At 68.9% G+C, this 26,305-nt stretch carries 28 protein-coding genes; 12 read left to right on the plus strand and 16 right to left on the minus strand.

Going from position 1 to position 26,305, the window contains the following annotated elements; genetic code table 11:
* Window positions 1–23: 23 nt before the first annotated feature.
* A complete protein-coding gene (gene kynB, locus WJ35_RS14165) occupies window positions 24–665 on the minus strand; it encodes an arylformamidase (protein WP_060237827.1) in 642 nt (213 codons plus the stop codon).
* A 130-nt stretch (window positions 666–795) separates the two neighbouring features.
* Between kynB and WJ35_RS14170 the strand changes: the two genes are divergently transcribed.
* Window positions 796–1,296 (plus strand): Lrp/AsnC family transcriptional regulator, encoded by a 501-nt coding sequence (locus tag WJ35_RS14170; RefSeq protein WP_010090865.1) that lies wholly within the window; start codon window positions 796–798, stop codon window positions 1,294–1,296.
* Here WJ35_RS14170 and WJ35_RS14175 read toward each other — a convergent pair.
* The 4 genes from WJ35_RS14175 to WJ35_RS31220 all read right to left on the minus strand — a co-directional run bounded on the left by WJ35_RS14175 (window position 1,283) and on the right by WJ35_RS31220 (window position 4,421).
* Window positions 1,283–1,792, minus strand: coding sequence for a flavin reductase family protein (locus WJ35_RS14175; protein ID WP_059734102.1), 510 nt, complete (start codon window positions 1,790–1,792; stop codon window positions 1,283–1,285). The genes WJ35_RS14170 and WJ35_RS14175 overlap by 14 nt on opposite strands.
* A 239-nt stretch (window positions 1,793–2,031) precedes the next feature.
* On the minus strand, window positions 2,032–2,697 hold the full coding sequence (locus WJ35_RS14180; protein ID WP_060237830.1) for a hypothetical protein: 666 nt from the start codon (window positions 2,695–2,697) through the stop codon (window positions 2,032–2,034).
* A complete protein-coding gene (locus tag WJ35_RS14185) occupies window positions 2,694–4,100 on the minus strand; it encodes a selenium-binding protein SBP56-related protein (RefSeq protein WP_069239339.1) in 1,407 nt (468 codons plus the stop codon). The genes WJ35_RS14180 and WJ35_RS14185 overlap by 4 nt, the downstream gene beginning before the upstream one ends.
* Window positions 4,101–4,226: 126 nt before the next feature.
* Window positions 4,227–4,421 (minus strand): hypothetical protein, encoded by a 195-nt coding sequence (locus tag WJ35_RS31220; protein WP_124260310.1) that lies wholly within the window; start codon window positions 4,419–4,421, stop codon window positions 4,227–4,229.
* A 237-nt stretch (window positions 4,422–4,658) separates the two neighbouring features.
* Between WJ35_RS31220 and msrA the strand changes: the two genes are divergently transcribed.
* The gene (gene msrA, locus WJ35_RS14195) at window positions 4,659–5,219 is read left to right on the plus strand and encodes a peptide-methionine (S)-S-oxide reductase MsrA (RefSeq protein WP_069239341.1); all 561 of its coding nucleotides are present in this window, start codon (window positions 4,659–4,661) and stop codon (window positions 5,217–5,219) included.
* Between the two features lie 19 nt (window positions 5,220–5,238).
* Here the strand turns inward: msrA and WJ35_RS14200 are convergent, their stop codons facing one another.
* The 3 genes from WJ35_RS14200 to pdxH form a co-directional block, all read right to left on the minus strand.
* Window positions 5,239–6,534, minus strand: a complete 1,296-nt coding sequence (locus tag WJ35_RS14200) for a DUF72 domain-containing protein (RefSeq protein ID WP_060237834.1) — start codon at window positions 6,532–6,534, stop codon at window positions 5,239–5,241.
* A 23-nt stretch (window positions 6,535–6,557) separates the two neighbouring features.
* Window positions 6,558–7,778, minus strand: a complete 1,221-nt coding sequence (locus tag WJ35_RS14205; RefSeq protein ID WP_060237840.1) for an SAM-dependent methyltransferase — start codon at window positions 7,776–7,778, stop codon at window positions 6,558–6,560.
* 126 nt (window positions 7,779–7,904) lie between these two features.
* Complete coding sequence (gene pdxH / locus WJ35_RS14210; RefSeq protein WP_059478793.1) at window positions 7,905–8,549, minus strand: pyridoxamine 5'-phosphate oxidase; 645 nt, start codon at window positions 8,547–8,549, stop codon at window positions 7,905–7,907.
* A 128-nt stretch (window positions 8,550–8,677) separates the two neighbouring features.
* Here pdxH and tcdA point away from each other — a divergent pair, with 128 nt between their 5' ends.
* Complete coding sequence (gene tcdA, locus WJ35_RS14215; RefSeq protein ID WP_060237843.1) at window positions 8,678–9,535, plus strand: tRNA cyclic N6-threonylcarbamoyladenosine(37) synthase TcdA; 858 nt, start codon at window positions 8,678–8,680, stop codon at window positions 9,533–9,535.
* Between the two features lie 46 nt (window positions 9,536–9,581).
* Here tcdA and trxA read toward each other — a convergent pair whose 3' ends face one another.
* Both trxA and WJ35_RS14225 read right to left on the minus strand, forming a co-directional pair.
* Entirely contained in the window at window positions 9,582–10,433 is an 852-nt protein-coding gene (trxA, locus tag WJ35_RS14220; protein ID WP_069239342.1) for a thioredoxin, read from the minus strand.
* A gap of 52 nt (window positions 10,434–10,485) precedes the next feature.
* Window positions 10,486–11,367: a pirin family protein gene (locus WJ35_RS14225; RefSeq protein ID WP_010090876.1), complete on the minus strand. Its 882-nt coding sequence runs from the start codon at window positions 11,365–11,367 to the stop codon at window positions 10,486–10,488.
* 229 nt (window positions 11,368–11,596) lie between these two features.
* Here WJ35_RS14225 and WJ35_RS14230 point away from each other — a divergent pair, with 229 nt between their 5' ends.
* Window positions 11,597–12,475: an EamA family transporter gene (locus tag WJ35_RS14230; RefSeq protein ID WP_196222098.1), complete on the plus strand. Its 879-nt coding sequence runs from the start codon at window positions 11,597–11,599 to the stop codon at window positions 12,473–12,475.
* Window positions 12,476–12,545: 70 nt separating this feature from the next.
* Here WJ35_RS14230 and WJ35_RS14235 read toward each other — a convergent pair whose 3' ends face one another.
* Together WJ35_RS14235 and tsaE are read right to left on the minus strand one after the other, a co-directional pair.
* Window positions 12,546–14,075 (minus strand): N-acetylmuramoyl-L-alanine amidase, encoded by a 1,530-nt coding sequence (locus WJ35_RS14235; RefSeq protein ID WP_060237851.1) that lies wholly within the window; start codon window positions 14,073–14,075, stop codon window positions 12,546–12,548.
* The gene (gene tsaE, locus WJ35_RS14240; RefSeq protein ID WP_069239343.1) at window positions 14,057–14,614 is read right to left on the minus strand and encodes a tRNA (adenosine(37)-N6)-threonylcarbamoyltransferase complex ATPase subunit type 1 TsaE; all 558 of its coding nucleotides are present in this window, start codon (window positions 14,612–14,614) and stop codon (window positions 14,057–14,059) included. The genes WJ35_RS14235 and tsaE overlap by 19 nt, the downstream gene beginning before the upstream one ends.
* A gap of 17 nt (window positions 14,615–14,631) precedes the next feature.
* Here tsaE and queG point away from each other — a divergent pair, with 17 nt between their 5' ends.
* From queG to xerD, 3 genes are all read left to right on the plus strand, one after another.
* Complete coding sequence (gene queG, locus WJ35_RS14245; protein WP_060237856.1) at window positions 14,632–15,867, plus strand: tRNA epoxyqueuosine(34) reductase QueG; 1,236 nt, start codon at window positions 14,632–14,634, stop codon at window positions 15,865–15,867.
* Between the two features lie 146 nt (window positions 15,868–16,013).
* The gene (locus tag WJ35_RS14250; protein ID WP_060237859.1) at window positions 16,014–16,484 is read left to right on the plus strand and encodes a methylated-DNA--[protein]-cysteine S-methyltransferase; all 471 of its coding nucleotides are present in this window, start codon (window positions 16,014–16,016) and stop codon (window positions 16,482–16,484) included.
* Entirely contained in the window at window positions 16,481–17,428 is a 948-nt protein-coding gene (gene xerD, locus WJ35_RS14255; protein ID WP_060237861.1) for a site-specific tyrosine recombinase XerD, read from the plus strand. The genes WJ35_RS14250 and xerD overlap by 4 nt, the downstream gene beginning before the upstream one ends.
* Window positions 17,429–17,463: 35 nt before the next feature.
* Here the strand turns inward: xerD and WJ35_RS14260 are convergent, their stop codons facing one another.
* Entirely contained in the window at window positions 17,464–19,026 is a 1,563-nt protein-coding gene (locus WJ35_RS14260; protein WP_060237865.1) for a class I adenylate-forming enzyme family protein, read from the minus strand.
* 240 nt (window positions 19,027–19,266) lie between these two features.
* Between WJ35_RS14260 and ybaK the strand changes: the two genes are divergently transcribed.
* A complete protein-coding gene (gene ybaK, locus WJ35_RS14265; RefSeq protein WP_045567283.1) occupies window positions 19,267–19,758 on the plus strand; it encodes a Cys-tRNA(Pro) deacylase in 492 nt (163 codons plus the stop codon).
* A 107-nt stretch (window positions 19,759–19,865) separates the two neighbouring features.
* Entirely contained in the window at window positions 19,866–20,504 is a 639-nt protein-coding gene (gene plsY / locus WJ35_RS14270) for a glycerol-3-phosphate 1-O-acyltransferase PlsY (protein ID WP_010090886.1), read from the plus strand.
* Window positions 20,505–20,574: 70 nt separating this feature from the next.
* On the opposite strand, the gene WJ35_RS14275 is transcribed toward plsY, so the two are convergent.
* Complete coding sequence (locus WJ35_RS14275; protein ID WP_060237868.1) at window positions 20,575–21,060, minus strand: YajQ family cyclic di-GMP-binding protein; 486 nt, start codon at window positions 21,058–21,060, stop codon at window positions 20,575–20,577.
* Window positions 21,061–21,211: 151 nt separating this feature from the next.
* Here WJ35_RS14275 and murB point away from each other — a divergent pair, with 151 nt between their 5' ends.
* Window positions 21,212–22,255 (plus strand): UDP-N-acetylmuramate dehydrogenase, encoded by a 1,044-nt coding sequence (murB, locus tag WJ35_RS14280; protein ID WP_155121902.1) that lies wholly within the window; start codon window positions 21,212–21,214, stop codon window positions 22,253–22,255.
* Between the two features lie 114 nt (window positions 22,256–22,369).
* Here the strand turns inward: murB and argF are convergent, their stop codons facing one another.
* Window positions 22,370–23,299: an ornithine carbamoyltransferase gene (gene argF, locus WJ35_RS14285; RefSeq protein WP_010090891.1), complete on the minus strand. Its 930-nt coding sequence runs from the start codon at window positions 23,297–23,299 to the stop codon at window positions 22,370–22,372.
* A gap of 415 nt (window positions 23,300–23,714) precedes the next feature.
* On the opposite strand from argF, the gene WJ35_RS14290 reads away from it, so the two are divergent.
* Window positions 23,715–24,035 (plus strand): DUF3579 domain-containing protein, encoded by a 321-nt coding sequence (locus WJ35_RS14290; RefSeq protein ID WP_069239345.1) that lies wholly within the window; start codon window positions 23,715–23,717, stop codon window positions 24,033–24,035.
* Window positions 24,036–24,177: 142 nt separating this feature from the next.
* Here WJ35_RS14290 and rpsT read toward each other — a convergent pair whose 3' ends face one another.
* Window positions 24,178–24,450 (minus strand): 30S ribosomal protein S20, encoded by a 273-nt coding sequence (gene rpsT / locus WJ35_RS14295; protein ID WP_006398494.1) that lies wholly within the window; start codon window positions 24,448–24,450, stop codon window positions 24,178–24,180.
* 300 nt (window positions 24,451–24,750) lie between these two features.
* On the opposite strand from rpsT, the gene murJ reads away from it, so the two are divergent.
* Entirely contained in the window at window positions 24,751–26,301 is a 1,551-nt protein-coding gene (gene murJ / locus WJ35_RS14300; protein WP_060237882.1) for a murein biosynthesis integral membrane protein MurJ, read from the plus strand.
* Window positions 26,302–26,305: the final 4 nt, after the last annotated feature.

Raw genomic sequence — 26,305 nt, forward strand, 5'->3', positions numbered from 1 at the left:
GGTCGGGGTTGGTGGTCGAGGGTTCAGGCGGCGCGGCCGGGCAGCGCGCGCAGCACGGCGCGCACGGGGCTCGCGTCGAGCGTCGCGAGCTTGAGCGGCAGCGCGATCAGTTCATAGTCGCCGGCCGGCACGGCGTCGAGCACGATGCCTTCCAGGATCGCCATCCGGTGCGCGCGAATGCGGCGATGCGCGTCCATCGTCTTCGATTCCTGCGGATCGAGCGACGGCGTGTCGATGCCGATCAGCTTCACGCCGCGCTCGGCGAGCAGGTCGATGGTGTCGGGCGCGACCGCGCAGAAATCCGGGTCCCATTGCGCGGCGGGCGCATGCGCATAGGTGCGCAGCAGCACGCGCGGCGGTACGCCGTCGAGCGCGGCCGCGACGTCGTCCGGCATGACGACGGGGGATGCGCCGATGCAGTGGATCACGCGGCACCGGCCGAGGTAGGCGTCGAGCGGCACCGCGCCGATCGGCGCGCCGTCGGCGTCATAGTGGAGCGGCGCGTCGGTGTGCGCGCCGGTATGCGGCGACAGCGTCAGGCGCGCGACGTTGACGGGCGAGCCCGCCTCCATCCGCCAGACGCGTTCGACGGTGACCGGCGTGTCGCCCGGCCACACGGGGGTGGCGGGGTCGACCGGCGGCGAGATGTCCCAGAGGGTGTCCATGGCATGGCGAAGCAGCGAAATGATGCTTCGCATGATAGGCGGACGCTCGCAAAAAGTGCTTGCGAAATAACCATGGACAAACCGCCAGATTGGCAGATAATTCGAAGCAGAGAGGAAACGGAGACCAAAAATGCACGCGATCACGCTCGACGCCACCGACTGCCGGATTCTCGCGGTCCTGCAGGAGGAAGGCAGAATCAGCAACCTCGATCTTGCCGAACGGATTTCCTTGTCGCCATCGGCCTGCCTGCGGCGCATGCGCCTGCTGGAGGACCAGGGCGTGATCGAGCATTACCGCGCGTGCCTGAGCCGGGAGAAGCTCGGCTTCGAGCTGGAGGCGTTCGTGCAGGTGTCGATGCGCAACGAGCAGACGCAGTGGCACGAACGATTCGCCGAGGAACTGCGCGAATGGCCGGAGGTGGTCGGCGCGTTCGTCGTGACGGGCGAGAGCCACTACCTGCTGCGGGTGCTCGCGCACAACCTCAAGCACTATTCGGATTTCGTGCTGAACCGGCTGTACAAGGCGCCGGGCGTGATGGACATCCGTTCCAACATCGTGCTGCAGACGCTGAAGGACGAGGCGGGCGCGCCGGTCGTGCTGGCGCGCACCGGGGCGATCAAAGCTGTGTGAGGCCGTGGAAGCCGCCGCCGTGGAACACGAGCGGCGCGGTGGCGCCGGCATCCGGATGCACGCCGCAGCGCTCGACCTCGCCGACGAAGATCACGTGGTCGCCTTCGTCGTAGCGGCTGCGGTTGTGGCACTCGAACCACGCGATCGCGCCGTCGAGCACGGGCATCCCCGAGTTGCCGGCCGCGTGCGCGATGCCCTCGAAGCGGTCGCCCTTGTAGGTCGAGAAGCGCTTGCACAGGTCGAGCTGCGATGCCGCGAGCACGTTGACGACGTAGTGGCTGTTGCTGCGGAACACCGGCATCGACGCCGACTTGTGCGCGAGGCTCCACAGCACGAGCGGCGGGTCGAGCGACACCGAGTTGAACGAGCTCGCGGTGATGCCGATCAGCTGCCCGGACGGCGCGCGCGTCGTGATCACGGTCACGCCGGTCGCAAACTGGCCGAGCGCCTGCCGGAACGCGGCGGCGTCGAAATTCGGCGGCGTTGCGCGGCTCATCGGGCGGCCATCCGGAACGGGGCGCGCGCACACGGCGCGCGGCGGGTGAAGCGGGCGAAGGGCGACAAGGCGGTCAGTCTGGAAATGGGACGCATGGCGCGATTTTAGCGGAATCGACCGTGGCGGGACGCTGCGCCCCGCGCATCCGGTCGGTATGGTGGCGCAACGAACTTGCCGGCGAAGGATGGCGCGACGCGCGGCGGCCGGTGGTGCAAGCCCGTCATCGGCGTGAGCGGGCTTCAGCCCGCCGCGCCGAGCCCGAGCGACAGCGCGCCGATCAGGATCAGGCTCGACGCCCACAGCGCATCGAGGTTGAACCAGCTCCGTGACACGAACTTCAGCCCGAGGTAGCGATAGACGAGCCACGCGAGCAGTCCGCCGGCGGCGAGCATCGCGGTGGCGTGCGCGGTTGCGACGACGAGCGCCATCCCGAGGTTCGCATTCACGAGCGCCGTCGCCGCCCGATGCCCCGGGTCCATGTCGATCCCGCAGAGCCCGAGATAGATCGGCACCAGCATCAGCCCCGCGCCGTGCGCGATCGCCACCGCGAACGACCAGAGCCCGAGCCGCGACGGCGGAATGCGCGCGAGGATCCGCGGGTGGCGCGGCCGCAGCAGCAGGAAGGCCCCGCAGGCGATCACGAGCACGCTCGCGCCGATCCGGATCGGCGCCTGCCACGCGACGAGCGCGGCGAGCGCCGCGAACGGCAGCATCATCGCGAACACCGACAGCGCGTGCCCGAGCGCGAGATAGCCGAGCGCCGCGACCAGCGCGCGGCTGCTGCGCGCCATCAGTCCGTTCGACACGGCCAGCGGCCATCCCATCGCGGGATTGAACCCGTGATAGAGGCCGCTTGCCAGCACCGCGGACCAGAGACCGACCTGGGCCGTGACGTGGCCGCTCAAGATCGGACCGACGGATAGCAAAACGAATCGGTCGAGCAGTCGCCGCCTTCGAGCCGGATCTGGTGCGCGCGGTAGCCGTCCGGAAACGCCACCCAGTAGTCGTCGGCGAGCGTCAGGCCGCCGTCGGGGCCGGCGTGCGCCATCACCTGCGCGCCGGGCACGCCGTCGGGGTAGAACTGGTCGTCCCACGTCGAATAGAGCGAGTTGGTCCAGTAGACCCGCTTGCCGTCGCGGCTGATCTCGACCATCTGCGGGCCGCCCGCGAACGTCTTGCCGTTCGGATGCGGCGTGCGCCGCACGATGCCGCCGATATGCACCGATCCCGCGAGCTTCGGCTTGCGCGGGTCGGTGACGTCGTACTGGCGCATCTCGCCGGTGCCCCAGCAGGACACGTAGAGGAAGCGGTCGTCGAGCGACAGGTCGATGTCGGTCACGAGCGGCGGCACCGCGCCGAACGGTTTCAGCAGCGGCGGCAGCTGGTCCGCGGGCGCGGGCTCGGCCGGGATCGTCGCGGTTTTCTCGATGTGGAACCGGCCGTCTTCGCGCCACCAGGTCCAGATCGAGCCTTCGAGGTTCGTCGTGTCGATCACGACGCCGACGAAGCCGTATTCGCGCACGGGATCGTGCGCGGGCCGCACTTCCAGCGCCATCTGGTGCTGCGCGCCGAGGTCGATGGTCTGCACGTTGCGCCGCGCGCGCAGATCCCAGAAATGCAGCCGGTGCCCGTACCGGTTCGCCAGCAGTTCCTCGGGGACGATGCCGTTCTCGAATTGCGGCGGCAGCGCCCATTCGCTCGACACCATGTAGTCGCGCGGCAGGTTCCACCAGAAGTCGTAATGCTTGTCCTGCGTGCCCCGGTCGATTTCCCAGCGGCCGACGACGTCGAAGGTCTCGCAGTCCATGATGAAGATGCCCGGCTGTCCGTCCATGCCGTCCTTGCCGGCGCCGCCCAGCGTGCTGACGTAGATCCCCTCGGGGCCGCAATGGACCGTGTGCGGCCGCGAGTAGCCGGTCTTGCTGAACACTTCGTCGGGTTCGATGATCTTGTGGATGCGCGCCTGGGTCGGGTGCGGATGCGTGTCCACGACGTAGATGCGCGACGAGCGCAGGCCCGGAATGATCAGGTAGCGGCGCTGCAGAAACGCGTGGCCGGTGAGCGGCGACAGCGCCGACGAGCACGCATTCCAGCCGAAGTGATGGAATTCGTCGCCGGTGGTCGGCATCGTCACCGTATGCACGACCTGGCCGTAGGTTTCCGAGCCGGGCTTCACGTCGATCACGGCGAGCGCGTCGGGTCTGGAAAAATCGGGGCTCAGCAACAACGTATAGGCGAACGCCTCGGGCGGCGCCTGCATCGCAAGCTCCGGTGAGGCGTGAAAGGTCGGGTCGGGCCGCATGTTCATCGTGGTGCCTCCTGTCGGTGGTGTCGAATCACGGGTGCGCCGCGGTCCGGCCGTGCGTGGGCAAGCGCTGCGCGAGGCGAACGCGCCGCCGCCCGCACGCGCCGGCACGGCGCGCGCTGCGGTACGTCAGGTGGAAACGGTGCGGAAAGGTGCGGCATCCGACGCGCGCCGCTCACGCACGCGTGTTGCGTCGCAATGCGATCGGATGAACGACGCGGCGCAATGCGCGTCGGTCGGTTCGCCTGCGAGGCGGACGGTATCTGCTAAGGCGTGCATATCGATGTTCCGGCGGATGACGTTGGCATCGGGGCGGGCATGCATCGGCGCTGCGTGCGGCCGCGGCGGGGTGCCGTCGCGGCGAAGCGTGCCTAAGTGTAGACGAGAAATGCGCGGCGGGTCGGGCGCGGCGCGCGCATGCCTGTCTGCCGGATTTTCGTGCGAGTGAGATACTTGAACGCGTGCCGCTGCGCGCCGGGCGACCGGGCAGCGGCGATACGGACCGGCGAGCCGGGCACGCGCGCGTGCCCGGCCGCTACCTTCAACGAGGTACTCAACTTCATGGTGAACGAAATGCTTGAAACCGCGACTTTAGGAGGGGGATGCTTCTGGTGCACGGAAGCGGTGTTTCTCGACGTCGACGGCGTGACGGCGGTCGAGTCCGGCTACGCGGGCGGCCACACCCGCAATCCGGGCTACCGCGACGTATGCGACGGCGACACCGGGCACGCGGAGGTCGTCAACGTGACGTTCGACCCGGCGCGCATCGGCTATCGCGAGATCCTCGAGATCTTCTTCGCGACGCACGATCCGACCCAACTGAACCGGCAAGGCAACGACGTCGGCACGCAATACCGGTCGGCCGTGTTTACGCATTCGGACGCGCAGCGCGACACCGCGCTCGACGTGATCCGCGCGCTCGAGCGCGAGCAGGTGTTCGCGCAGCCGATCGTCACGCAGGTCGTGCCGCTCGACGGCAATTACTGGCCGGCCGAGGACTATCACCAGAACTACTATGCGCAGAATCCCGGCCAGGGCTATTGCGCGGTCGTGATCGGGCCGAAGCTCGCGAAGTTCCGCCAGAAGTTCGCGCACCGGCTGAAGTCGTCGCGCGGCGCGTGAACAGGCCTTTCCACAAGGCCTATGCCGCCTCGCTGCGCAAGTGCGCGCACGCGGCGGCGATCTCGCGCGCGAGCGCGATGCACGACAGCGGCGCGGAGCCTTCGGCCTTGTTGTTGATCGTGATGATCACGGGTTGCCCGGCCAGCGCATAGCGCGCGGCCAGCTCGGCGAGCGCCGAGCGCGTGTGCGGATCCTCGTCGACGAGCCGGTCGAACGGCTCGTATTTCGCTTTCGCCTGCTCGTACTTGAACCCGCCGTGCAGGCTCCAGCGCACGATCAGCGGGCCCGGCGCGTCGCCGTCGAGCAGCGCGAGCGCGGCCGCCTGCCGCAGCGGGTCGGGCATCCGCGCATGCAGGCCGACGCAGTAGCGCACGCCGAGCGTCGCGAGCGCGCGGATGAAGCGCGGCGTGAGCAGGCTCGCGTCGCGGATCTCGATCGCGTAGCGCGGGCCGTCCGGCTCGGGCGGCAGCGGCGGCAGCGCCGCGAAGAACGCGCTCAGCCGGTCGATCAGCGCGGCGGGGTCGGCGAGCAGGCGATCGGGCAGCGGCGAGAACTGGAATACCAGCACGCCGGCCTTCTGGCCGAGCCCGTCGACGCACGGCCGCACGAATTCGTTCGTCGCGAGCGTTGCGTCGAGGAAGGTCGGGTTCGGTCCCGACGGCTCGCCGCGCCGGCCGCGCACGACCGCGTCGGTGACCGATGCGGGCGCCTTGACGACGAAGCGGAAGTCGTCCGGCACCTGCTGCGCGTAGCGCAGGTAGTCGGCGACGGACAGCGGCCCGTAGAACGACCGGTCGAGGCTCACGCTCCTGAGCAGCGGATGCGCGCCGTACGCTTCGAGCCCTTCGCGCGACAGCTTGGTCTGCGCGAAGTCGCCGTCGTAGACGATGCCGTTCCAGCCGGGGAAATACCACGACGACGTGCCGAGCCGCACGTTCGGCGGCAACCCGGCCGCGGCGTCCGCCACGTCGGGCGCGATCGGCGCGGGCGGCACGCCGCGCCGGCGCTTGCCTTGCTTCGGCGCGGGCTGCGGCGCGGGTTCGTCCCACAGCAGGCCGGTGGAGGGAGGCGTTTCTACGTCGTGCGCGCGGCGCGCCGGCGATGGCGTCGGCGCTGGGTTGCCGCCGTCGTCCGGCGTCGCATCAACGTCATCGCCGGCGTTCGCACGGGTGTCGTCGTCCGCGGCGGGAGCGGCGCGCGCGTCATCGGGCGCCGCGCCGAACAGGTCGAACTGTCCGTCGGCGGGCGTCCCGTCCGAATCGTCGTGTTGCCGCCGTCCCGGCGGCGCCTTGCGCCGTGTGCTGCCGTCACCCATGCATGCCGTGCGTGAAGCGCCGCCTAGCGCGGCAGCGCGTGTTCGTACATGTAGCGCCGCGACCACGGCAGCGTCTTCGCGCTCTGCCCGGCCTTGCGGCACACGATTTGAAAGATCGACACGTCGTCGTGCTCGAACGCATACGCGCAGCCGGCGAGATACACGCGCCAGATGCGGAATTTTTCGTCGTCGACGAGCTTCCTGGCTTCCTCGGCCTTCGCCTCGAAGTTCTCGGTCCAGATGTCGAGCGTGCGCGCATAGTGCCGCCGCAGGCTTTCGACGTCAATCGCCTCGAGCCCGCCGCGCTGCGCCGCTTCGAGCGCGAGGCTGATGTGCGGCAGCTCGCCGTCCGGGAACACGTAGCGGTCGATGAACTCGCCGCCGCCGAGCGCCGTCTCGCCGCTTTCCGCGTCGGTCGACGTGATGCCGTGGTTCATCGCGATGCCGTCGTCGGCGAGCAGGTCATGAATGCGCTTGAAGTAGAGCGGCAGGTTCTTGCGGCCGACGTGCTCGAACATCCCGACGCTCGTGATGCGGTCGAACTGGCCGTCGATCTCGCGGTAGTCCTGCAGGCGGATCTCGATTTTGTCCTGCAGCCCCGCGGCCTTCACGCGCGCGGTCGCGAGGTCGAACTGGTTCTGCGACAGCGTCACGCCGAGGCACTGCGCGCCGAACTTGCTTGCGGCCCGCAGCACCAGCGCGCCCCAGCCGCAGCCGATGTCGAGCAGCCGCTGGCCCGGCTGCAGCCGGATCTTCGTGAGGATGTGGTCGATCTTCTTGATCTGCGCGGTGGCGAGATCCTCGTCGCCGTTCTCGAAGTACGCGCACGAGTAGACCATGTTCTCGTCGAGCCACAGCTGGTAGAACGCGTTCGAGACGTCGTAGTGATACTGGACCGCCTTCTTGTCGGTGCTCTTCGTGTGATTGAAGTAGCGCTTCACGCGCGCGAGCTTGCTCGCATTCGTCACGGTGCTGCGCGCGAGCGAGTAGCTGATGTTGATGATGTCGGAGAGCTTGCCCTCGATGTCGATCTTGCCCTTCACGTACGCCTCGCCGAGGTTGTCGAGGCTCGGGTCGAGCAGGAGCGGCAGCGCCGATGCGCTGTTGACCTTCAGCGTGACCTGCGGCGCGGCGAACGTGCCGAAATCGAGCTGATCGCCGTTCCACAACACGAGGCGCGCCGGAATGTTCGCCTTCGCCCGTACTTCGTCCGCCCACTGTGCCAGCTTCTTTTCCCAGAACATTTGGAATCTCCGTGTTCGTTGAATCGAATACAGCCGAGTTTCTTGACCGGCGCCCGCCGACCTGGCGGGCGCCCGGATGCCATACGAAAAATACGAAACGCGATCGGCGGTGCGCGCCGCGCCGGCTTACGGCGACAGGCGCGAAATCGTCCAGCCGTGCGGCGCGGCGTCGTCGCGCGTATACAGCAGCCGGTCGTGCAGCCGCGACGGGCGGCCCTGCCAGAATTCGAGCGAGTCGGGCACGAGGCGGTAGCCGCCCCAGTGCGGCGGCCGCGGCGGGTCGTCGCCGTAGCGCTCGCTGACGGCCTTTTCGCGCGCTTCGAGCGTCGCGCGGCTGTCGATCACGGCGCTCTGGTCGGACGCCCACGCGCCGATGCGCGAGCCGAGCGGGCGCGACGCGAAATAGCGGTCGCTGTCCTCGGCGCTGGTCTTCTCGATGCGGCCTTCGATGCGCACCTGGCGCTCGAGCTCGATCCAGTAGAACAGCAGCGCGGCATACGGATGCGCGGCGAGATCGCGGCCCTTGCGGCTTTCGTAATTGGTGAAGAAGACGAACCCGCGTTCGTCGACGCCCTTGATCAGCACGATCCGTGCGGACGGCCGGCCGTTTTCGCCAACGGTGGCGAGCGTCATCGTGTTCGGCTCGGGGAGCTTGGCGTCGAGCGCCTCCTTGAACCAGCGATCGAACTGCGCGAAGGGGTTCGGGGCGGCATCGGCTTCGTCGAGCGAAGCACGCGAGTAATTGATGCGGAGATCGGCGAGTGTCGTCATGTTATGCAAACGCTTCAATCTGGGGCCAGTATAGCGAAGGCGGAAGAAACGTGCGTGCACAGTGGCGCGTGTCGGCGAGCGGATCAGGCAAAATACGGGGCTGCACGATTTACGTTTTCCTTGCCGCCATGTCATCCCACGACGCCTCCCCGATAACCTCTGATCTTACCCCGAGCCCGTCAAGTCAGCTTGACGTGGATCGCGCACGGCGCTTCGGCGGCATTGCGCGGCTGTACGGCGCGCCTGCGCTCGCCGCGTTCGAGCGCGCGCACGTCGCGGTGATCGGCATCGGCGGGGTCGGCTCGTGGACGGCCGAGGCGCTCGCGCGCAGCGGGGTCGGCACGTTGACGCTCGTCGATCTCGACAACGTCGCCGAAAGCAATACGAACCGGCAGATCCACGCGCTCGACGGCAATTACGGCAAGCCGAAGGTCGACGCGATGGCCGAGCGGATCGCGCTGATCGATCCCGCGTGCCGCGTGCACAGGGTCGAGGATTTCGCCGAGCCCGACAATTTCGATGCGCTGCTCGGCGGCGGCTTCGACTATGTGATCGACGCGATCGACAGCGTGCGCACGAAGGTCGCGCTGATCGCGTGGTGCGTCGCGAAAGGGCAGCCGCTCGTCACGGTCGGCGGCGCGGGCGGGCAGCTCGACCCGACCCGCATTCGCATCGACGATCTCGCGCTGACGATCCAGGATCCGCTGCTGTCGAAGGTGCGCGCGCAGCTGCGCAAGCAGCACGGCTTTCCGCGCGGGCCGAAGGCGCGCTTCAAGGTCAGCGCCGTGTATTCGGACGAGCCGCTGATCTATCCGGAAGCCGCCGCCTGCGACCTCGAGGACGGCGCGGAGCCGTCCACGGCCGCGCACGTCGCGGGGCTCAACTGCGCGGGCTTCGGCTCGAGCGTGTGCGTGACCGCGAGCTTCGGCTTCGCGGCGGCCGCGCACGCGCTGCGGGCGATCGCCGCGCGGGCCGTCGCGGCCTGAATGGAGGGGGGAGGCGGCGGGCGCGCTTGCCGCCCGCCGCGCCGGTTCAGTTGAGCGCCATGCTCAGCTTGCGCCGCCATGCGGCAACGAGGTCCGGGCGGTCGCCCGCCAGCTCGAACACCGAGATCATCGTCTTGCGGCCGAGGTCGTCGCCGTACGCGCGGTCGCGCACGACGATTTCCAGCAACTGCGCCAGCGCACCTTCGTATGCGCGCCGCGCGATCAGGCTCTGCGCGAGATCGAAGCGCGCGTCGAGGTCGGCCGGATTCGCGGCGATGCGCGCCTCGAGCGCGTCGGTGGGCGGCAGGTCGGCGGTCGCGGCGAGTGCGTCGAAACGAGTCTGGATCGCCTGCAGGCGCGGATCGCCGTTGTTCTGCACGGTCTGCGGCGACAGGCGCTCGGTTTCCGCGCGCGCCGCATCGACGTGGTTGGCCGCGAGCAGCAGCTCGATCAGGTCGAGCCGCGCGTCGTCGAAGCCGGGGTTCAGCGCGAGCGCGGCTTCGAGGTGGGCGCGCGCGTCGTCGAAGCGCGCTTCCGCTGCCGCGAGCTGCGCGGCGCGGCGCTCGGCTTCCTCGGGCGCCGGCAGCAGCCGGTCGAGGAACGCGCGCAGCTGCCCTTCGGGCAGCACGCCGACGAACTGGTCGACCGGGCGCCCGTCGGCGAACGCGATCACGTGCGGAATGCTGCGCGTCTGGAAGTGCGCGGCGAGTTCCTGGTTCTCGTCGACGTTGACCTTCACGAGCTTCCAGCGCCCCTCGTAGTCGCTTTCGAGCTTTTCCAGCAACGGGCCGAGCGTCTTGCAGGGGCCGCACCACGGCGCCCAGAAATCGACCAGCACGGGCGTGTCCAGCGACGCCTCGATGACGTCTTTCTCGAAAGTGGCAAGCGTGGTGTCCATGTCGTCCTCTTGAGTTCGAATGTCGTCAGGGTGGGGGCGGCACGCGCGTTTTTCAACGCGGCTTGCGCTCCGGCAACGGAATCCACTCGGTCTCGCCGGGCACCTTGCCCATTTCCTGCCGCGTCCAGGCTTCCTTCGCGCGCTCGATCGCGTCGCGGCTGCTCGCGACGAAATTCCAGTCGATGAAGCGCTCGCCTTCGAGCCGGTCGCCGCCGAGCAGCATCGCGCGCGCGCCGGCGCCGCTCGTCAGCGTGACGGTCGCGCCCGGTGCGAGCACGGCCATCTGCGCGGGCTCGAGCGGCGTGCCGTCGATCGCGAGGTCGCCGTCGACCAGATAGATCGCGCGCTCCTCGTGCGACGCGTCGAGCACGAGCCGGCCGCCGTCCGCGAATTCCGCGGCGACGTACAGCGTGCGCGAGAACGTCGTGACGGGCGAGCGCAGCCCGAACGCGTCGCCGGCGATCACCGTCAGCGATACGCCGTCGTCGTTCAGCTTCGGCAGCGCCGCGGCCTCGTGGTGCTCGAACGACGGCGCGTCGGTCTCGTGCGCGAGCGGCAGCGCGACCCAGGTCTGGATCCCGTGCACGGTGTGGCCCCGCTCGCGCAGCGCGTCGGGCGTGCGCTCGGAATGGACGATCCCGCGTCCCGCGGTCATCCAGTTGACGTCGCCGGGCACGATCTCCTGCAGCGAGCCGAGGCTGTCGCGGTGCAGGATCGCGCCCTCGAACAGATAGGTGACGGTCGCGAGCCCGATGTGCGGATGCGGGCGCACGTCGAGGCCCGTGCCGGGCGGCAGCGTCGCGGGTCCCATGTGATCGAAGAAGATGAACGGGCCGACGAGGCGCGCGGCGAGCGCGGGCAGCGTGCGGCGCACCTGCAGATTGCCGATGTCGCGCACGTGCGGCTTCAGCAGGGCTTGGATGGAATCGGTCATGGTGGATCCTGTCGATACTGCGGGGATGCGGGTCATTGTACTGGCGCCCGGCAGCATGCGCGCGACGCGTCGCGGGCCGGGGGGCGCGGTACGGTTCTTGCTCGCGGGCAGTGTGCTCGCCGCACCGCCGTGGGCGCGTTATCCACATTGCGCGCGCGGGATTCCGGGCGGCTCCCGATCGCCGGTAAACTGGCGGTCTTCAATACGACAAATCAAGGAGACCCGGATGATGACCCCGAAGGATCTGCTGCTGGCGCTGGTCGTGATCCTCGCGTGGGGGGTGAACTTCGTCGTGATCCGGGTCGGGCTGGACGGGATGCCGCCGATGCTGCTCGGCGCGCTGCGCTTCACGCTCGCGGCGGTGCCGGCGGTGTTCTTCGTGCGCCGCCCGCAGATTCCGTGGCGGCTGCTCGTGCTGTACGGCGCGACGATCCAGCTCGGCCAGTTCGTGTTCCTGTTTACCGCGATGTACGTCGGGATGCCTGCCGGGCTCGCATCGCTCGTGCTGCAGTCGCAGGCGTTCTTCACGCTGGTGTTCGCGATGGCGTTCCTCGGCGAGCGGCTGCGCGTGCAGAACCTGATCGGCCTCGCGATCGCCGCGACGGGCCTCGTCGTGATCGCCGCGCAGGGCGGTCGCGCGATGACGCTGGCCGGCTTCCTGCTCACGCCCTGTTCGGCCGCGATGTGGGCGTTCGGCAACATCGTGACGAAGAAGGTCGGGCAGGCCAACCTCGTGTCGCTCGTCGTGTGGGCGAGCCTCGTGCCGCCGGTGCCGTTCTTCCTGCTGTCGCTGTGGTTCGAAGGGCCGCAGCGGATCGCGGCCGCGCTCGGCGCGCTGACGGGTGCGTCGATCTTCGCGGTCGTCTATCTCGCGTTCGTCGCGACGCTGCTCGGCTACGGATTGTGGAGCCGGCTGCTGTCGCGCTATCCGGCCGCGCAGGTCGCGCAGTTCTCGCTGCTGGTGCCGGTCATCGGCCTCGCGTCGGCGGCGCTGCTGCTCGACGAGCACCTGACGCGCGCGCAGCTCACGGGCGCGGCGCTCGTGATGGGCGGCCTCGCGGTCAACGTGTTCGGCGGGAAGCTGGTGCGCCGGTTCGCGGCGTCGTGACGTCTTGAAGCGCGCGCCGGCACGCAGTGCGTGCGGCCGGCGGCCAGGGGGGAAGCGCGGGAAGAGAGCGTCAGGTCATCCGGTTCTTCGCGAGCGGCGGGTTCGCCGCGAAATAGCGCTTGATGCCGCGGAAGATCGCGTCGGCCATCTCGTCGCGATAGCTGTCGTCGTTGAGCCTGCGCTCCTCGTCCGGGTTGCTGATGAACGCGGTCTCGACGAGGATCGACGGGATGTCGGGCGCCTTCAGCACCGCGAACCCGGCCTGCTCGACCGAGCCCTTGTGCAGCTTGTTGATGCCGCCGACTTCCTTCAGCACGTAGTTGCCGTAGCGCAGCGAATCGCGGATCTGCGCGGTGGTCGACATGTCGAACAGCGCGCGGCTCACCGCGGCGTCCTGGGTCTTGATGTTGATCCCGCCGATCAGGTCCGACGCGTTTTCCTTGTTCGCGAGCCAGCGGGCCGCCGCGCTCGACGCGCCGTGGTCCGACAGCGCGAACACCGACGAGCCGCGCGCGGACGGCGTCGTGAACGCATCCGCGTGGATCGACACGAACAGGTCCGCGCCGACGCGGCGCGCCTTCTGCACACGCACGTTGAGCGGCACGAAGAAGTCGGCGTCGCGCGTCATCATCGCGCGCATGTTCGGCGCCGCGTCGATCTTCGCGCGCAGCTTCTTCGCGATGTCGAGCGCGATGTGCTTTTCGTAGGTGCCGTTGCCGCCGATCGCGCCCGGGTCCTCGCCGCCGTGGCCCGGATCGATCGCGACCGTCAGGAGGCGCACGGTGCCGCCCTTGCCGGCGCCTTTGCCAGTATTCGGCGCGATGAACTTGTAGGTGTCGTCGCCTTCGTCCTCGTCGTCCTTGCGCGCGATGACGGGCGGCGGCTTGACCGCGGGCTTCGCGCTCGCGGCAGGCGGCGTGCGCGGCGCGGGCGTGCCCGGCGTGTTCTGCGCGAAGCGCTGGAAGAACGCATCGCTGTTGTCGTTGCCGGCGACCGGCGGCTGCGTCGGTCCGCTCAGCGCGGTCGGCGGCTGCACCTGCTGCGCGCGCGCCGCTTCGTTCAACTGCTGTTCCTTGCGCTCCGTCTGCGCGATCAGGTCGGTCAGCGGATCGGGCGCGACGGCCGGATACAGGTCGAACACGAGGCGGTACTTGTAGGTGCCGACGGGCGGCAGCGTGAACACCTGCGGCTTCACCGAGCCCTTCAGGTCGAACACCATCCGCACGACGTGCGGCTGGTACTGGCCGACGCGCACCGAGTGGATCTGCGGATCGTTCGGCGCGATCTTCGACACGAGGTCGCGCAGCGCCTGGTCGAGATCGAGCCCGTTCAGGTCGACGACGAGGCGGTCGGGGCCCTGCAGCAGCTGCTGGGTATTCTGCAGCGGCTGGTCGGATTCGATCGTCACGCGCGTGTAGTCGCGCGCGGGCCACACCCGCACGCCGAGCACCGACGTCGCGTGCGCGAGCCGCGGCACCGCGAGGCCGAGCACCAGCGTCGACGCGCCCGCGCACAGGATCTGGCGGCGCCGCCAGTTATGCGTCGCGGTGGCCGCCGATTCGATCGAGCGGAACGGTTTGATCAACATCTTTCGAGACATGCGTTTCCTGAAGCGCTGTACGCCCGGACGGTGAGGGCGCGGCCGTCGCCGTCCACGTCGAGCGAGAAGACCAGATCGGGCACGCCGAGCAGCGTGCCCGCCTGTTGCGGCCATTCGACGAGGCAGATCGCGCTGGAATTGAAATACTCGCGAAAGCCGGCGTCGGACCATTCGGCCGGGTCATTGAAACGGTACAGATCGAAGTGATAGACCTCGAGTTCCCCATCGTCGCGTTCGAGCGCGTACGGCTCGACGAGCGTGTAGGTCGGGCTGCGCACGCGGCCGCGATGGCCGAGGCCGCGCAGGATCGCGCGCACGAGGGAGGTCTTGCCTGCGCCGAGATCGCCGACCAGCTGGATCTGCAGGCCGTCGAACGCATGCGTGCGGGCCAGTTCGGCGCGCGCCGCGTCGAGCACCTGCGCGAAGCGTGCGCCGAAGGCCTCGGTCGCCGCCTCGTCGGCGAGCGCGAACACGCGCTCCGCGAGCGGGGCGGGCAGCGTCGAGACATGGGGCGGGTGGCTGCTGTGCGTGGCTGGCATTCTCGTAAAATAGTGCGATGAACCGATTACCGGAACTCGCCGCATCCGATCCGCGCCCGACTCAGGCCGAGCGCGCGGCGCCGTGCGTCCTCGACGATGCGGCGTTGACCGCGCTCGCCGCGCGCATCAGGGCGTGGGGGCGCGAATTGGGTTTCGGGGCGATCGGCATCAGCGATACCGATCTCTCGGATGCCGAAGCGGGGCTCGCCGCCTGGCTGGAAGCCGGTTGCCACGGCGAGATGGATTATATGGCGAAACATGGGATGAAACGCGCGCGGCCGGCCGAACTTGTGGCCGGTACGCGACGCGTGATCTCGGCCCGGCTCGCCTATCTGCCGGCGCAGACGCTCGCGGCCGACGCGCCGGACGATGCACGCGGCGCGCCCGCGCCGCGCGACTGGCGCGCGCGCGAGCAGGCCCGGCTCGACGATCCGCAGGCCGCCGTCGTGTCGATCTACGCGCGCGGCCGCGACTATCACAAGGTATTGCGCAACCGCCTGCAGACGCTCGCCGAGCGCATCGAGCGCGAGATCGGCGCGTTCGGCTACCGCGTGTTCACCGATTCCGCGCCGGTGCTCGAGGTCGAGCTCGCGCAGAAGGCGGGCGTCGGCTGGCGCGGCAAGCACACGCTGCTGCTGCAGCGCGACGCGGGCTCGCTGTTCTTCCTCGGCGAGATCTACGTCGACATTCCGCTGCCGACCGATGCGCAGACCGCGCCCGACGCGGCGCCCGAGACGCCGGGCGCGCATTGCGGCAGCTGCACGCGCTGCATCGACGCGTGTCCGACCGGTGCGATCGTCGCGCCGTACCGCGTCGATGCGCGGCGCTGCATCTCGTACCTGACGATCGAGCTGAAAGGCAGCATCCCCGAGCCGCTGCGGCCGCTGATCGGCAATCGCGTGTACGGCTGCGACGACTGCCAGCTCGTGTGCCCGTGGAACAAGTTCGCGCAGGCCGCGCCGGTCGCCGATTTCGACGTGCGTCACGGGCTCGACCGCGCGACGCTCGTCGAGCTGTTCGGCTGGAGTGCCGACGAATTCGACGCACGGATGCAGGGCAGCGCGATTCGGCGCATCGGCCACGAGTGCTGGCTGCGCAATCTCGCGGTCGGGCTCGGCAATGCGTTGCGCGCGCCGCCGGAGCGGCTCGCGCCGGCCGCGCGCGACGCGATCGTCGCCGCGCTGCGCGCGCGCGCCGACGATCCGTCGCCGCTCGTGCGCGAGCACGTCGAGTGGGCGCTGCGGGCGGCGTGAAGGCGGCGTACAGTGGCGGTTCGATAGGTGTCGGGCCGCGGCCGCGCTTGCCGGCGAAGCGCGCCGGCGGGACGGGCGGCACGCCGCCTGCAATTCTTTCGGCTTGGCACGGGAAGGGCGTGCCAAGCATGGGACCGGAGACAGCAATGTTCAACGCAGTAATCGACGCACCGTTCGGCAAGGTCGGCATCCGCACGGATGCGGGCGTGGTGCGCGAGATCGTCTATCTGCCCGAATCGGTGAAATCCGTCGATCCGGATACGCCGCTCGCGAAGCGCGCGGTCGAGCAGATCGAACGCTATTTCGAGCGCGCGTCGGCGACTTTCGACCTGCCGCTCGCCGACGTCGGCACCGCGTTCCAGCACCGCGTGTGGGACGCGATTCGCGAGATCCCGCCGGGCGTCGTGCTCACGTACGGACAGGTTGCGAAACAGATCGGCAGCGCGCCGCGCGCGGTCGGCCAGGCGTGCGGCGCGAACTATTTCCCGCTCGTGATCCCGTGCCATCGCGTCGTCGCGTCGGGCGGCATCGGCGGCTTCGCGAACCACGACGACGACGGCTACTACCTGCGGGTGAAGCGCTGGCTGCTCGCGCACGAGGGCGTGCCGTACCGATGAGCGAACCGCTGCTTTCCCCGGAGGCCGCCGACGACGCGGCCGCGTCGCCCGCGCTGCTCGCGAGCCGCGCGTCGATCGACGTGTTCTGCGACGCGCTGTGGCTCGAGCACGGCCTCGCGCGCAATACGCTCGACGCATACCGTCGCGATCTGGCGCTGTTTGCACAGTGGCTCGCGGCGACGCACGACGCGTCGCTCGACGCCGCCGACGAGATGATGGTGACGGGCTACATCGCCGCGCGCAGCGACGGCAAGGCGACGTCGTCGAACCGGCGCCTGTCGGTGTTCCGCCGCTATTACGGCTGGGCCGTGCGCGAGCATCGCGCGAGCGCGGACCCGACGCTGCGGATCATGTCCGCGAAGCAGGCCGCGCGGTTTCCGTCGACGCTGTCCGAAGCGCAGGTCGAGGCGCTGCTCGGCGCGCCCGATGTCGACACGCCGCTCGGTTTGCGCGACCGCACGATGCTCGAGCTGATGTATGCGAGCGGGCTGCGCGTGAGCGAGCTCGTGACGCTGAAGACCGTCGAGGTCGGGCTGAACGAAGGCGTCGTGCGCGTGATGGGCAAGGGCTCGAAGGAGCGGCTCGTGCCGTTCGGCGAAGTCGCGCACGGCTGGATCGAGCGTTACCTGCGCCACGCGCGGCCGGCGCTGCTCGGTGCGCGCGCGGCCGATGCGCTGTTCGTGACCGCGCGCGGCGACGGCATGACGCGCCAGCAGTTCTGGAACATCATCAAGCGCCATGCGCGGCAGGCGGACGTGCGCGCGCACCTGTCGCCGCACACGCTGCGGCACGCGTTCGCGACGCACCTGCTGAATCACGGCGCGGACCTGCGCGTCGTGCAGATGCTGCTCGGCCACAGCGACATCTCGACGACGCAGATCTATACGCACGTCGCGCGCGAGCGCCTGAGGACGCTGCACGCGCAGCACCACCCGCGCGGATAGCGCGGGGGCGGCGCGTGCTGCAAGCATCAGATCCATCAGATCAGCTCGCGCAGCTTGTGCTTCAGCACCTTGCCGGTCGACGCGGCCGGCAGCGCGTCGAGCACGCGGATGTGCGCGGGCCGCTTGTACGGCGCGAGCCGCGCCGCGCACCAGTCGTGCAGCGCGGCCTCGGTCGCCGCGGCGCCCGGCGCGAGCTCGACGAACGCGAGCACTTCCTCGTTGCCCTCGACCGGGCGGCCGACCACGGCCGCCTGCACGACGTCCGGGTGCGCGTTCAGCACCTGCTCGACCTCGACCGGATACACGTTGAAGCCCGAGCGGATGATCAGCTCCTTGCTGCGGCCGGCGATCGTCACCGCGCCGTCGGCGTCCTGTCGCGCGAGATCGCCGGTCTTCAGCCAGCCGTCCGGCGTGACTGCTGCGCGCGTCGCGTCCGGATTGCGGTAATAGCCGAGCATCACGTTCGGCCCGCGCACGTGAATTTCGCCGACCTCGCCCTGTGGGACGTCGCGGCCGTTCGGCGCGACGATGCGCATCTCGACGCCCGGAATCGGCACGCCGACCGAGCCGTCGGCGCGCGGCGCATCGAGCGGCGTCTGCGCGATCGTGGGGCTGCTCTCGGTCATCCCGTAGCCGTTGTGCAGCGGCACGCCGTACACGCGCTCGACGCGCGCCTTCAGGCCGGTGTCGAGCGGCGAGCCGCCCGAATACGCGAAACGCAGGCGCGGCGCGCGCCACGCATGGCCGTGCGTGCGCAGATGCTCGAGCAGCTTCGCATGCATCGCGGGCACGCCCTGGAAGATCGTGACCCCTTCGTCGGCCAGCGCGACGCGCACGGCCTCGGGCGAAAAGCGCGGCGCGAGCCGCAGCGTCGCGCCCGCGTACAGGCTGCCGAGGCACACCGACGCGAGGCCGTACACGTGCGACACCGGCAGCACGGCATAGACGACGTCCTCGGGCGACACGCGCCGCAGCGCGCTCGACGTCGCCGCGACGTACAGCAGGTTGCGGTGCGACAGCATCACGCCCTTCGGCGTGCCGGTGGTGCCGGTCGTGTAGATCAGCGCCGCGCATTGCGCGGCGCCGTCCGCGGCCACCGGCTCGCCGGGCGCGTCCGCGTCGACGCGGGTCGACCATGCGCCGATGTCGATCGCGAGCGCGGGGGCGGGTGTTGCGTGGTGCCGCGCGGCATGCGCGCGCGCGTCCGGCGACGCGGCTTCGGCGAACGCGATCAGCTTCGGGCGCGCATGCGCGGCGATCGCGTCGAGCTCGACCGCCGACAGCCGTGCGTTCGACATGAGCGCCCATGCGTCGAGGCGGGCCGCCGCGAACAGCAGCACGATCTGCGCGACGCAGTTCTCCGCGACGATCATCAGGCGGTCGCCGCCGTGCACGCCGCAGGCGGCGAGCTGCGCGGCCGCCGCATCGATCGCCAGCGACAGCTCGCGGTACGACAGGCGGCGCGCGTCCTCGATCAGCGCCGGGCGATCGGGCGCGTGGGCGGCCCAGTGCGCGGGGACGTCGGCGATGCGGCCGGGCAGGGCGGCCAGCAGCGCGTCGACGTCGAGCGGCGCGGACGGGGGGATGAACGAGGTCATGGCGTCTCCTGAAGAGGGGGCGGGCGCGGCAGGCGAGGGTTGCGAACGATCGTGCCATGTCGGCGGGCGCGCCACAATCGGCCATTCGGTCAATAGCGCTTCGCGATGCGCGCAATGATGATGGACGGTGTCGCGTCGAGTTCGCCGCTGCCGCCCGGGTGACGGAAAAGCGGGCCGCGAGTATAACGCCGACGAGAAGCGCGGCGCGCCCCGGCCGCCGTTCCCCATTAGAATGCCGCCATGAGCAAATCCAGACACGTGTCCGAAACGCCCGCGACCCAGCTGCTGCGCCGCCACGGCGTCGCGTTCGGCGAGCATCCCTACGATTACGTCGAGCACGGCGGCACCGGCGAGTCCGCGCGCCAGCTCGGCGTCGACGAGCACGTCGTGGTGAAGACGCTCGTGATGGAAGACGAGCACGCGAAGCCGCTGATCGTGCTGATGCACGGCGACCGCACGGTGTCGACCAAGAACCTGGCGCGGCAGATCGGCGCGAAGCGCGTCGAGCCGTGCAAGCCCGAAATCGCGAACCGCCATTCGGGCTACCTGGTCGGCGGCACGTCGCCGTTCGGCACCCGCAAGGCGATGCCGGTCTACGTGGAGTCGACGATCCTCGAATTGCCGGCGATCTACCTGAACGGCGGCCGCCGCGGCTATCTGGTCAGCCTCGCGCCGTCCGTGCTGACGACGCTGCTCGACGCGAAGCCCGTGCAGTGCGCGAGCGTCGACTGAGGGTTTCACCTTTCCGGCAGTTTGCACCGCTTCGGTAGAATGAGCGCCGCTGCGGCCCGCCGTCCCGGCCGTCCGTCCATCGATACGTTGAAAGAAGAGTCATCCGCATGCAGATCCTGCTCGCCGCCGTCGTTGCCTACCTGATCGGCTCGGTGTCGTTCGCCGTCGTCGTCAGCGCCGCGATGGGCCTGGCCGATCCCCGTTCGTACGGGTCGAAGAACCCCGGCGCCACCAACGTGCTGCGCAGCGGCAACAAGAAGGCCGCGATCCTGACGCTCGTCGGCGATGCGTTCAAGGGCTGGGTCGCCGTCTGGCTCGCGCGGCGCTTCGGCCTGCCCGATGTCGCGATCGCGTGGGTGGCGATCGCCGTGTTCATCGGCCACCTGTACCCGATTTTCTTCCGCTTCCAGGGCGGCAAGGGCGTCGCGACCGCGGCCGGCGTGCTGCTCGCCGTGCACCCGGTGCTCGGGCTCGCGACCGCGCTGACTTGGCTCATCATCGCGTTCTTCTTCCGCTACTCGTCGCTCGCGGCGCTCGTCGCGGCGGTGTTTGCGCCGGTGTTCGACGTGTTCCTGTTCGGCACGCGCCACAACCCGGTCGCGTGGGCCGTGCTCGCGATGAGCGTGCTGCTCGTGTGGCGTCACCGCAGCAACATCTCGAAGCTGCTGGCGGGGCAGGAAAGCCGGATCGGCGACAAGAAGAAGGCGGCCGGGAACGGCAACGCGCAGGACGGCGGGAAGGCCTGAGAAGGCCGGCCGGAGGCGCGCGCCGGGCGCATTGCGCGGCCCGGCGGCATGGGCGGCATGACGAGACCGGTCAGTCGCGGAAGTTGTTGAAGTCGAGCGGGGTGTCGGTCACGTCCTTGCGCAGCATCGCGATCACGCTCTGCAGGTCATCGCGCTTCGTGCCCGACACGCGCACCGCATCGCCCTGGATGCTTGCCTGCACCTTGATCTTGCTGTCCTTGACGAGCCGCACGATCTTCTTCGCGAGATCGCCCGTCACGCCTTTCTTGACCGTCACGACCTGCTTGACCTTGTCGCCGCCGATCTTCTCGACCTTGCCGTAGTCGAGGAAGCGCACGTCGACGTTGCGCTTGGCCAGCTTGCCGATCAGCACGTCCTTGACCTGGCCGAGCTTGAAATCGTCGTCGGCGAACAGCGTCAGTTCGCGTTCCTTCTGCTCGATGCGTGCGTCGGAGCCCTTGAAATCGAAGCGCGTCGAAATTTCCTTGTTCGACTGCTCGATGGCGTTCTTCACTTCGATCATGTTCGCTTCGCTGACGACGTCGAACGATGGCATGGCATTCTCCCGTAAAACGTGCGGGCCCGGCTTGCGCGCGGGCACTCGCTATAATTGCGGACTGTTTGCCATTCTACCGATGCCCCTTCGTTTGCCCAAGGCCGGCCGCCTGCCGTCCAGGCAAGTCCGGGCCGTCCGACCGCGATTGCCGATGCTTCCAGCCGATTCCACCCTGTCGCTGCTTCCCGACCATCCGCTCGCCGCGCACAACACGTTCGGGTTCGACGTGACCGCGCGGCTGGCCGCGCGCGTGACGCACGCCGCCCAGTTCGCGGCGCTGCATCGCGACGCGCGTGTCGCGAACCTGCCGCTGCTGGTGCTCGGCGGCGGCAGCAACGTCGTGTTCACGCGCGACTTCGACGGCCTCGTGCTGCTGGACGAGATCGTCGGCCGCCGCATCGTGCGCGAGGAGGACGACGCGTGGATCGTCGAGGCGGGCGGCGGCGAGAACTGGCACGCGTTCGTCGCGTGGACGCTCGAGCAGGGCATGGCCGGCCTCGAGAACCTGGCGCTGATTCCCGGCACGGTGGGCGCCGCGCCGATCCAGAACATCGGCGCGTACGGGCTCGAGATGAAGACGTATTTCGATTCGCTCGTCGCCGTCGAGCTCGCGACCGGCCGCAGCGAGCGCTTCGACGCCGCGCGCTGCGCGTTCGGCTATCGCGACAGCTTCTTCAAGCGGGAAGGCCGCGCCCGCTTCGCGATCGTGTCGGTGACGTTCCGGCTGCCGAAGCGCTGGACGCCGCGGCTCGGCTACGCGGACGTGTCGCGCGAACTCGACGCGCGCGGCCTCGCGCCGGACGCGGCGACGGCGCGCGACGTGTTCGACGCGGTGGTCGCGATCCGTCGCGCGAAACTGCCCGATCCGCTCACGCTCGGCAATGCGGGCAGCTTCTTCAAGAATCCGGTGATCGGCGCGGCGCAGTTCGACGCGCTGCGCGCGCAGGCGCCCGATATCGTGTCGTATCCGCAGCCGGACGGGCAGGTGAAGCTCGCGGCCGGCTGGCTGATCGACCGCAGCGGCTGGAAGGGGCGCGCGCTCGGCGCCGCGGCCGTGCACGACCGGCAGGCGCTCGTGCTCGTCAACCGCGGCGGCGCGACGGGCGCCGAGGTGCTCGCGCTCGCGCGGGCGATCCAGGACGATGTGCGCGCGCGCTTCGGCGTGGAGCTGGAACCCGAACCCGTCTGCCTGTAGCGCGGCCTCGGGTCGCGCGGCGCGCGGGCTGTCGCGACGAAAAAAGCGCCGATCGTCGATCGGCGCTTCTTCGTTCGCATCGTGCCGCATTGCGCGGCGATACGGCGGCGGCTCTCAGTGCTTGAGCTGGCCGAGCAGCAGGAATTCCATCAGCGCCTTCTGCACGTGCAGGCGGTTCTCCGCCTCGTCCCAGACCACGCTCTGCGGGCCGTCGATCACGCCGGCCGTCACTTCCTCGCCGCGGTGCGCGGGCAGGCAGTGCATGAAGAGGGCGTCGGGGTTCGCGTGCCCCATCATTTCCTCGTCGACGCACCAGTCGGCGAACGCCTGCTTGCGCGCCTCGTTCTCGGCCTCGAAGCCCATGCTCGTCCACACGTCGGTCGTCACGAGATCGGCGCCCTTGCACGCTTCGTTCGGATCATCGAAGACTTCGTAGAACGGCGCGCTTTCCGGCGCGACCAGCTTCATGTCGAGCGTGTAGCCCGGCGGCGTCGACAGGCGCAGCTTGAAGCCGAGGATCTGCGCGGCCTGGATCCATGTGTACAGCATGTTGTTCGCGTCGCCGACCCACGCGACGGTCTTGCCGGCGATCGGGCCGCGGTGCTCGTAATACGTGAAGATGTCGGCGAGCACCTGGCACGGGTGGAATTCGTTGGTCAGGCCGTTGATCACCGGCACGCGCGAATTTTCGGCGAAGCGCTGGATGATCTCCTGCTCGAACGTGCGGATCATGATGATGTCGACCATCCGCGAGATCACCTGCGCGGAATCCTCGACCGGCTCGCCGCGGCCGAGCTGCGTGTCGCGGGTGCTCATGAAGACGGCATGGCCGCCGAGCTGGAAGATGCCGGCCTCGAACGACAGGCGCGTGCGCGTCGAGCTCTTCTCGAAGATCATCGCGAGCGTGCGGTCGTGCAGCGGGTGATAGGTCTCGTAGTTCTTGAACTTGCGCTTCAGGATTCCCGTGCGTTCGAGCACGTACTCGTAGTCTTCCAGCGAGAAATCCTTGAACTGCAGGTAGTGACGAATGGTCTTGGCGGTCATGAAACGAAATGCGGCGGGTTCGACCCGGCCGCCAAGGCCGGACGGCGCCGCCGTCGGATGTGGATAACTTCAAAGCAGCATAAAGGATTTTCTGTGCTTTGACGAGCCGTGCCGAAAACCGGGGCGCGATCGTCGCGCGCACGGGCCGCGAGTCGGGCAGTGGGGTTCGGCACGACGCGCGATGGCGCGCTGCGGTATAATTCGAAAGTTTTCTCAAGCCCGGCAGGCAAGCATTCCCCCGCTCTGCCGGACACAAGCCGTGCGCTGCACAAATCCGGTGCGGCGCGCTGGCGGCATGGCGCGACGGCCTCTTTTCGGGATGTCGGAGCATCTGCGCCGCCGTCCACTCCAGCTCGTGTTCGCATCTCCAGGCAGCGTCGCCTGCGCATCGCCGGGCCGTCACCTGGGTAACAACATGGCTGAAACCCCTCCGACCGAGTACTTCATTCAGGGCATCACGAAAGATGGGAAAACGTTTCGCCCGAGCGATTGGTCGGAGCGCCTCGCTGGCGTGATGGCATGTTTCGGGCCCGGTGCAAGCGGTCCGAATGCGCGCCTGAAGTATTCGCTGTACGTGCGCCCGACGATGCTCGGCGGCACGAAATGCGTGATTCTCGATTCCCGCCTGCGCGACGTCGAGCCGATGGCCTTCGATTTCGTGCTGAACTTCGCGAAGGACAACAACCTCGTCGTGACCGAAGCCTGCGAATTGCCGGACTACAACGACAAGAAGTGAGCGAGGCGTGCGACGCCTGCTTGCGCGTGGCGCCCATGCGGCCCGACGCGCGCGGCGCGCGCACAGCAAAAAAGCCCGCGCATGCGGGCTTTTTCGACGATCGCAGGAAACAGGGCGCCCGCGCGAGGCGGGCACACCGGCTTTACGCTGCTGCCTGCAGGCCCTTGACGGCTGCGGCGAGGCGGCTCTTGCTGCGAGCGGCCTTGTTCTTGTGAACGATCTTCTTGTCGGCGATCGTGTCGATCGTCTTCACGGCAGCCTTGAACAGCTCGGCAGCCTTTGCCTGGTCGCCGGCGTCGACAGCCTTGCGAACAGCCTTGATCGCGGTACGGAATTTCGAGCGCAGCGCCGAGTTGTGCGAGTTTGCCTTCGCTGCCTGGCGGGCGCGCTTGCGTGCTTGTGCGGAGTTAGCCATGACGGTTCCTTATCCTGTCCTGTTTCCAGAGCTTGGAGCCTGACGGCCAAGCGCTGCTTTTCGATCCGTCCCCTGAGAGCGATTGCCCAGGGGCGCATAAAAACGTTGGTTTTATCCGAGGCCGAGACACGAAAACGGCAGGTGCCGCGCATGCAACAGGCTCAGAAACGGCGGATTATAGCAACAAAATCAAGCGCGTGGCAAGTTTGGCGTCGGTTGCCGCGGGGCGGGGGCGCAACGGACGTCCTTTTCGGCCTGCGCCGTCGCCGGGCCGCGCAACGTCCGTATAATAAGCGCCCCATGAATCTATTCCGAGCCCTGCTGACGGTCAGCGGCTTCACGCTGCTGTCGCGCGTGACCGGACTGGCCCGTGAGACGCTGATCGCCCGTGCGTTCGGCGCCAGTCAATATACCGACGCGTTCTACGTCGCGTTCCGCATCCCGAACCTGCTGCGCCGCCTGTCCGCGGAAGGCGCGTTCTCGCAGGCGTTCGTGCCGATCCTTGCCGAGTTCAAGAACCAGCAGGGGCACGACGCGACGAAGGCGCTCGTCGACGCGATGTCCACCGTGCTCGCGTGGGCGCTCGCCGTGCTGTCGGTGGCCGGCATCGCCGGCGCATCGTGGGTCGTGTACGCGGTCGCGTCCGGGCTGCGCACCGACGGGCAGGCGTTCCCGCTTGCCGTCACGATGACGCGCATCATGTTCCCGTACATCGTGTTCATCTCGCTGACGACGCTCGCGTCCGGCGTGCTGAACACGTACAAGAGCTTCTCGCTGCCCGCGTTCGCGCCGGTGCTGCTCAACGTCGCGTTCATCGTCGCGGCGGTGTTCGTCGCGCCGCACCTGAAGGTGCCGGTCTATGCGCTCGCGTGGGCGGTCATCGCCGGCGGCGTGCTGCAGTTCCTGGTCCAGCTGCCCGGCCTGAAGAAGATCGACATGGTGCCGCTGGTCGCGCTCAGCCCGCTGCGCGCGCTGCGGCATCGCGGCGTGAAGCGCGTGCTCGCGAAGATGGTGCCGGCCACCTTCGCGGTGTCGGTCGCGCAGCTGTCCCTCATCATCAACACCAACATCGCGTCGCGGCTCGGGCAGGGCGCGGTGTCGTGGATCAACTACGCGGACCGCCTGATGGAGTTCCCGACCGCGCTGCTCGGCGTCGCGCTCGGCACGATCCTGCTGCCGAGCCTGTCGAAGGCGCACGTCGACGCGGACGCGACCGAGTATTCGGCGCTGCTCGACTGGGGGCTGCGCGTCACGTTCCTGCTCGCCGCGCCGAGCGCGCTCGCGCTGTTCTTCTTCGCGGCGCCGCTCACCGCGACGCTGTTCAACTACGGCAAGTTCGACGCGTTCACCGTGACGATGGTCGCGCGCGCGCTCGCGACCTACGGGATCGGTCTCGTCGGCATCATCCTGATCAAGATTCTTGCGCCGGGCTTCTACGCGAAGCAGGACATCAAGACGCCGGTGAAGATCGCGGTCGGCGTGCTGGTGGTCACGCAGTTGTCGAACTACGTGTTCGTGCCGCTGATCGGCCACGCGGGCCTCACGCTGAGCATCGGCGTCGGCGCGTGCCTGAACTCGCTGCTGCTGTTCATCGGCCTGCGGCGGCGCGGCATCTACCAGCCGTCGGCGGGCTGGCTGCGCTTCTTCGCGCAGCTCGCCGGCGCATCGCTCGTGCTCGCGGGCACGATGCACTGGTTCGCGAGCAGCTTCGACTGGACCGGGCTGCGCGCGCAGCCGCTCGAGCGCATCGCGCTGATGGCCGCATGCCTCGTGCTGTTCGCTGCACTATATTTCGGTATGTTGTGGGTGATGGGCTTCAAATACGCTTACTTCAGAAGGCGCGCCAAGTGACGAC

It is taken from the genome of Burkholderia ubonensis, assembly GCF_001718695.1.
Classification (GTDB): domain Bacteria; phylum Pseudomonadota; class Gammaproteobacteria; order Burkholderiales; family Burkholderiaceae; genus Burkholderia; species Burkholderia ubonensis_B.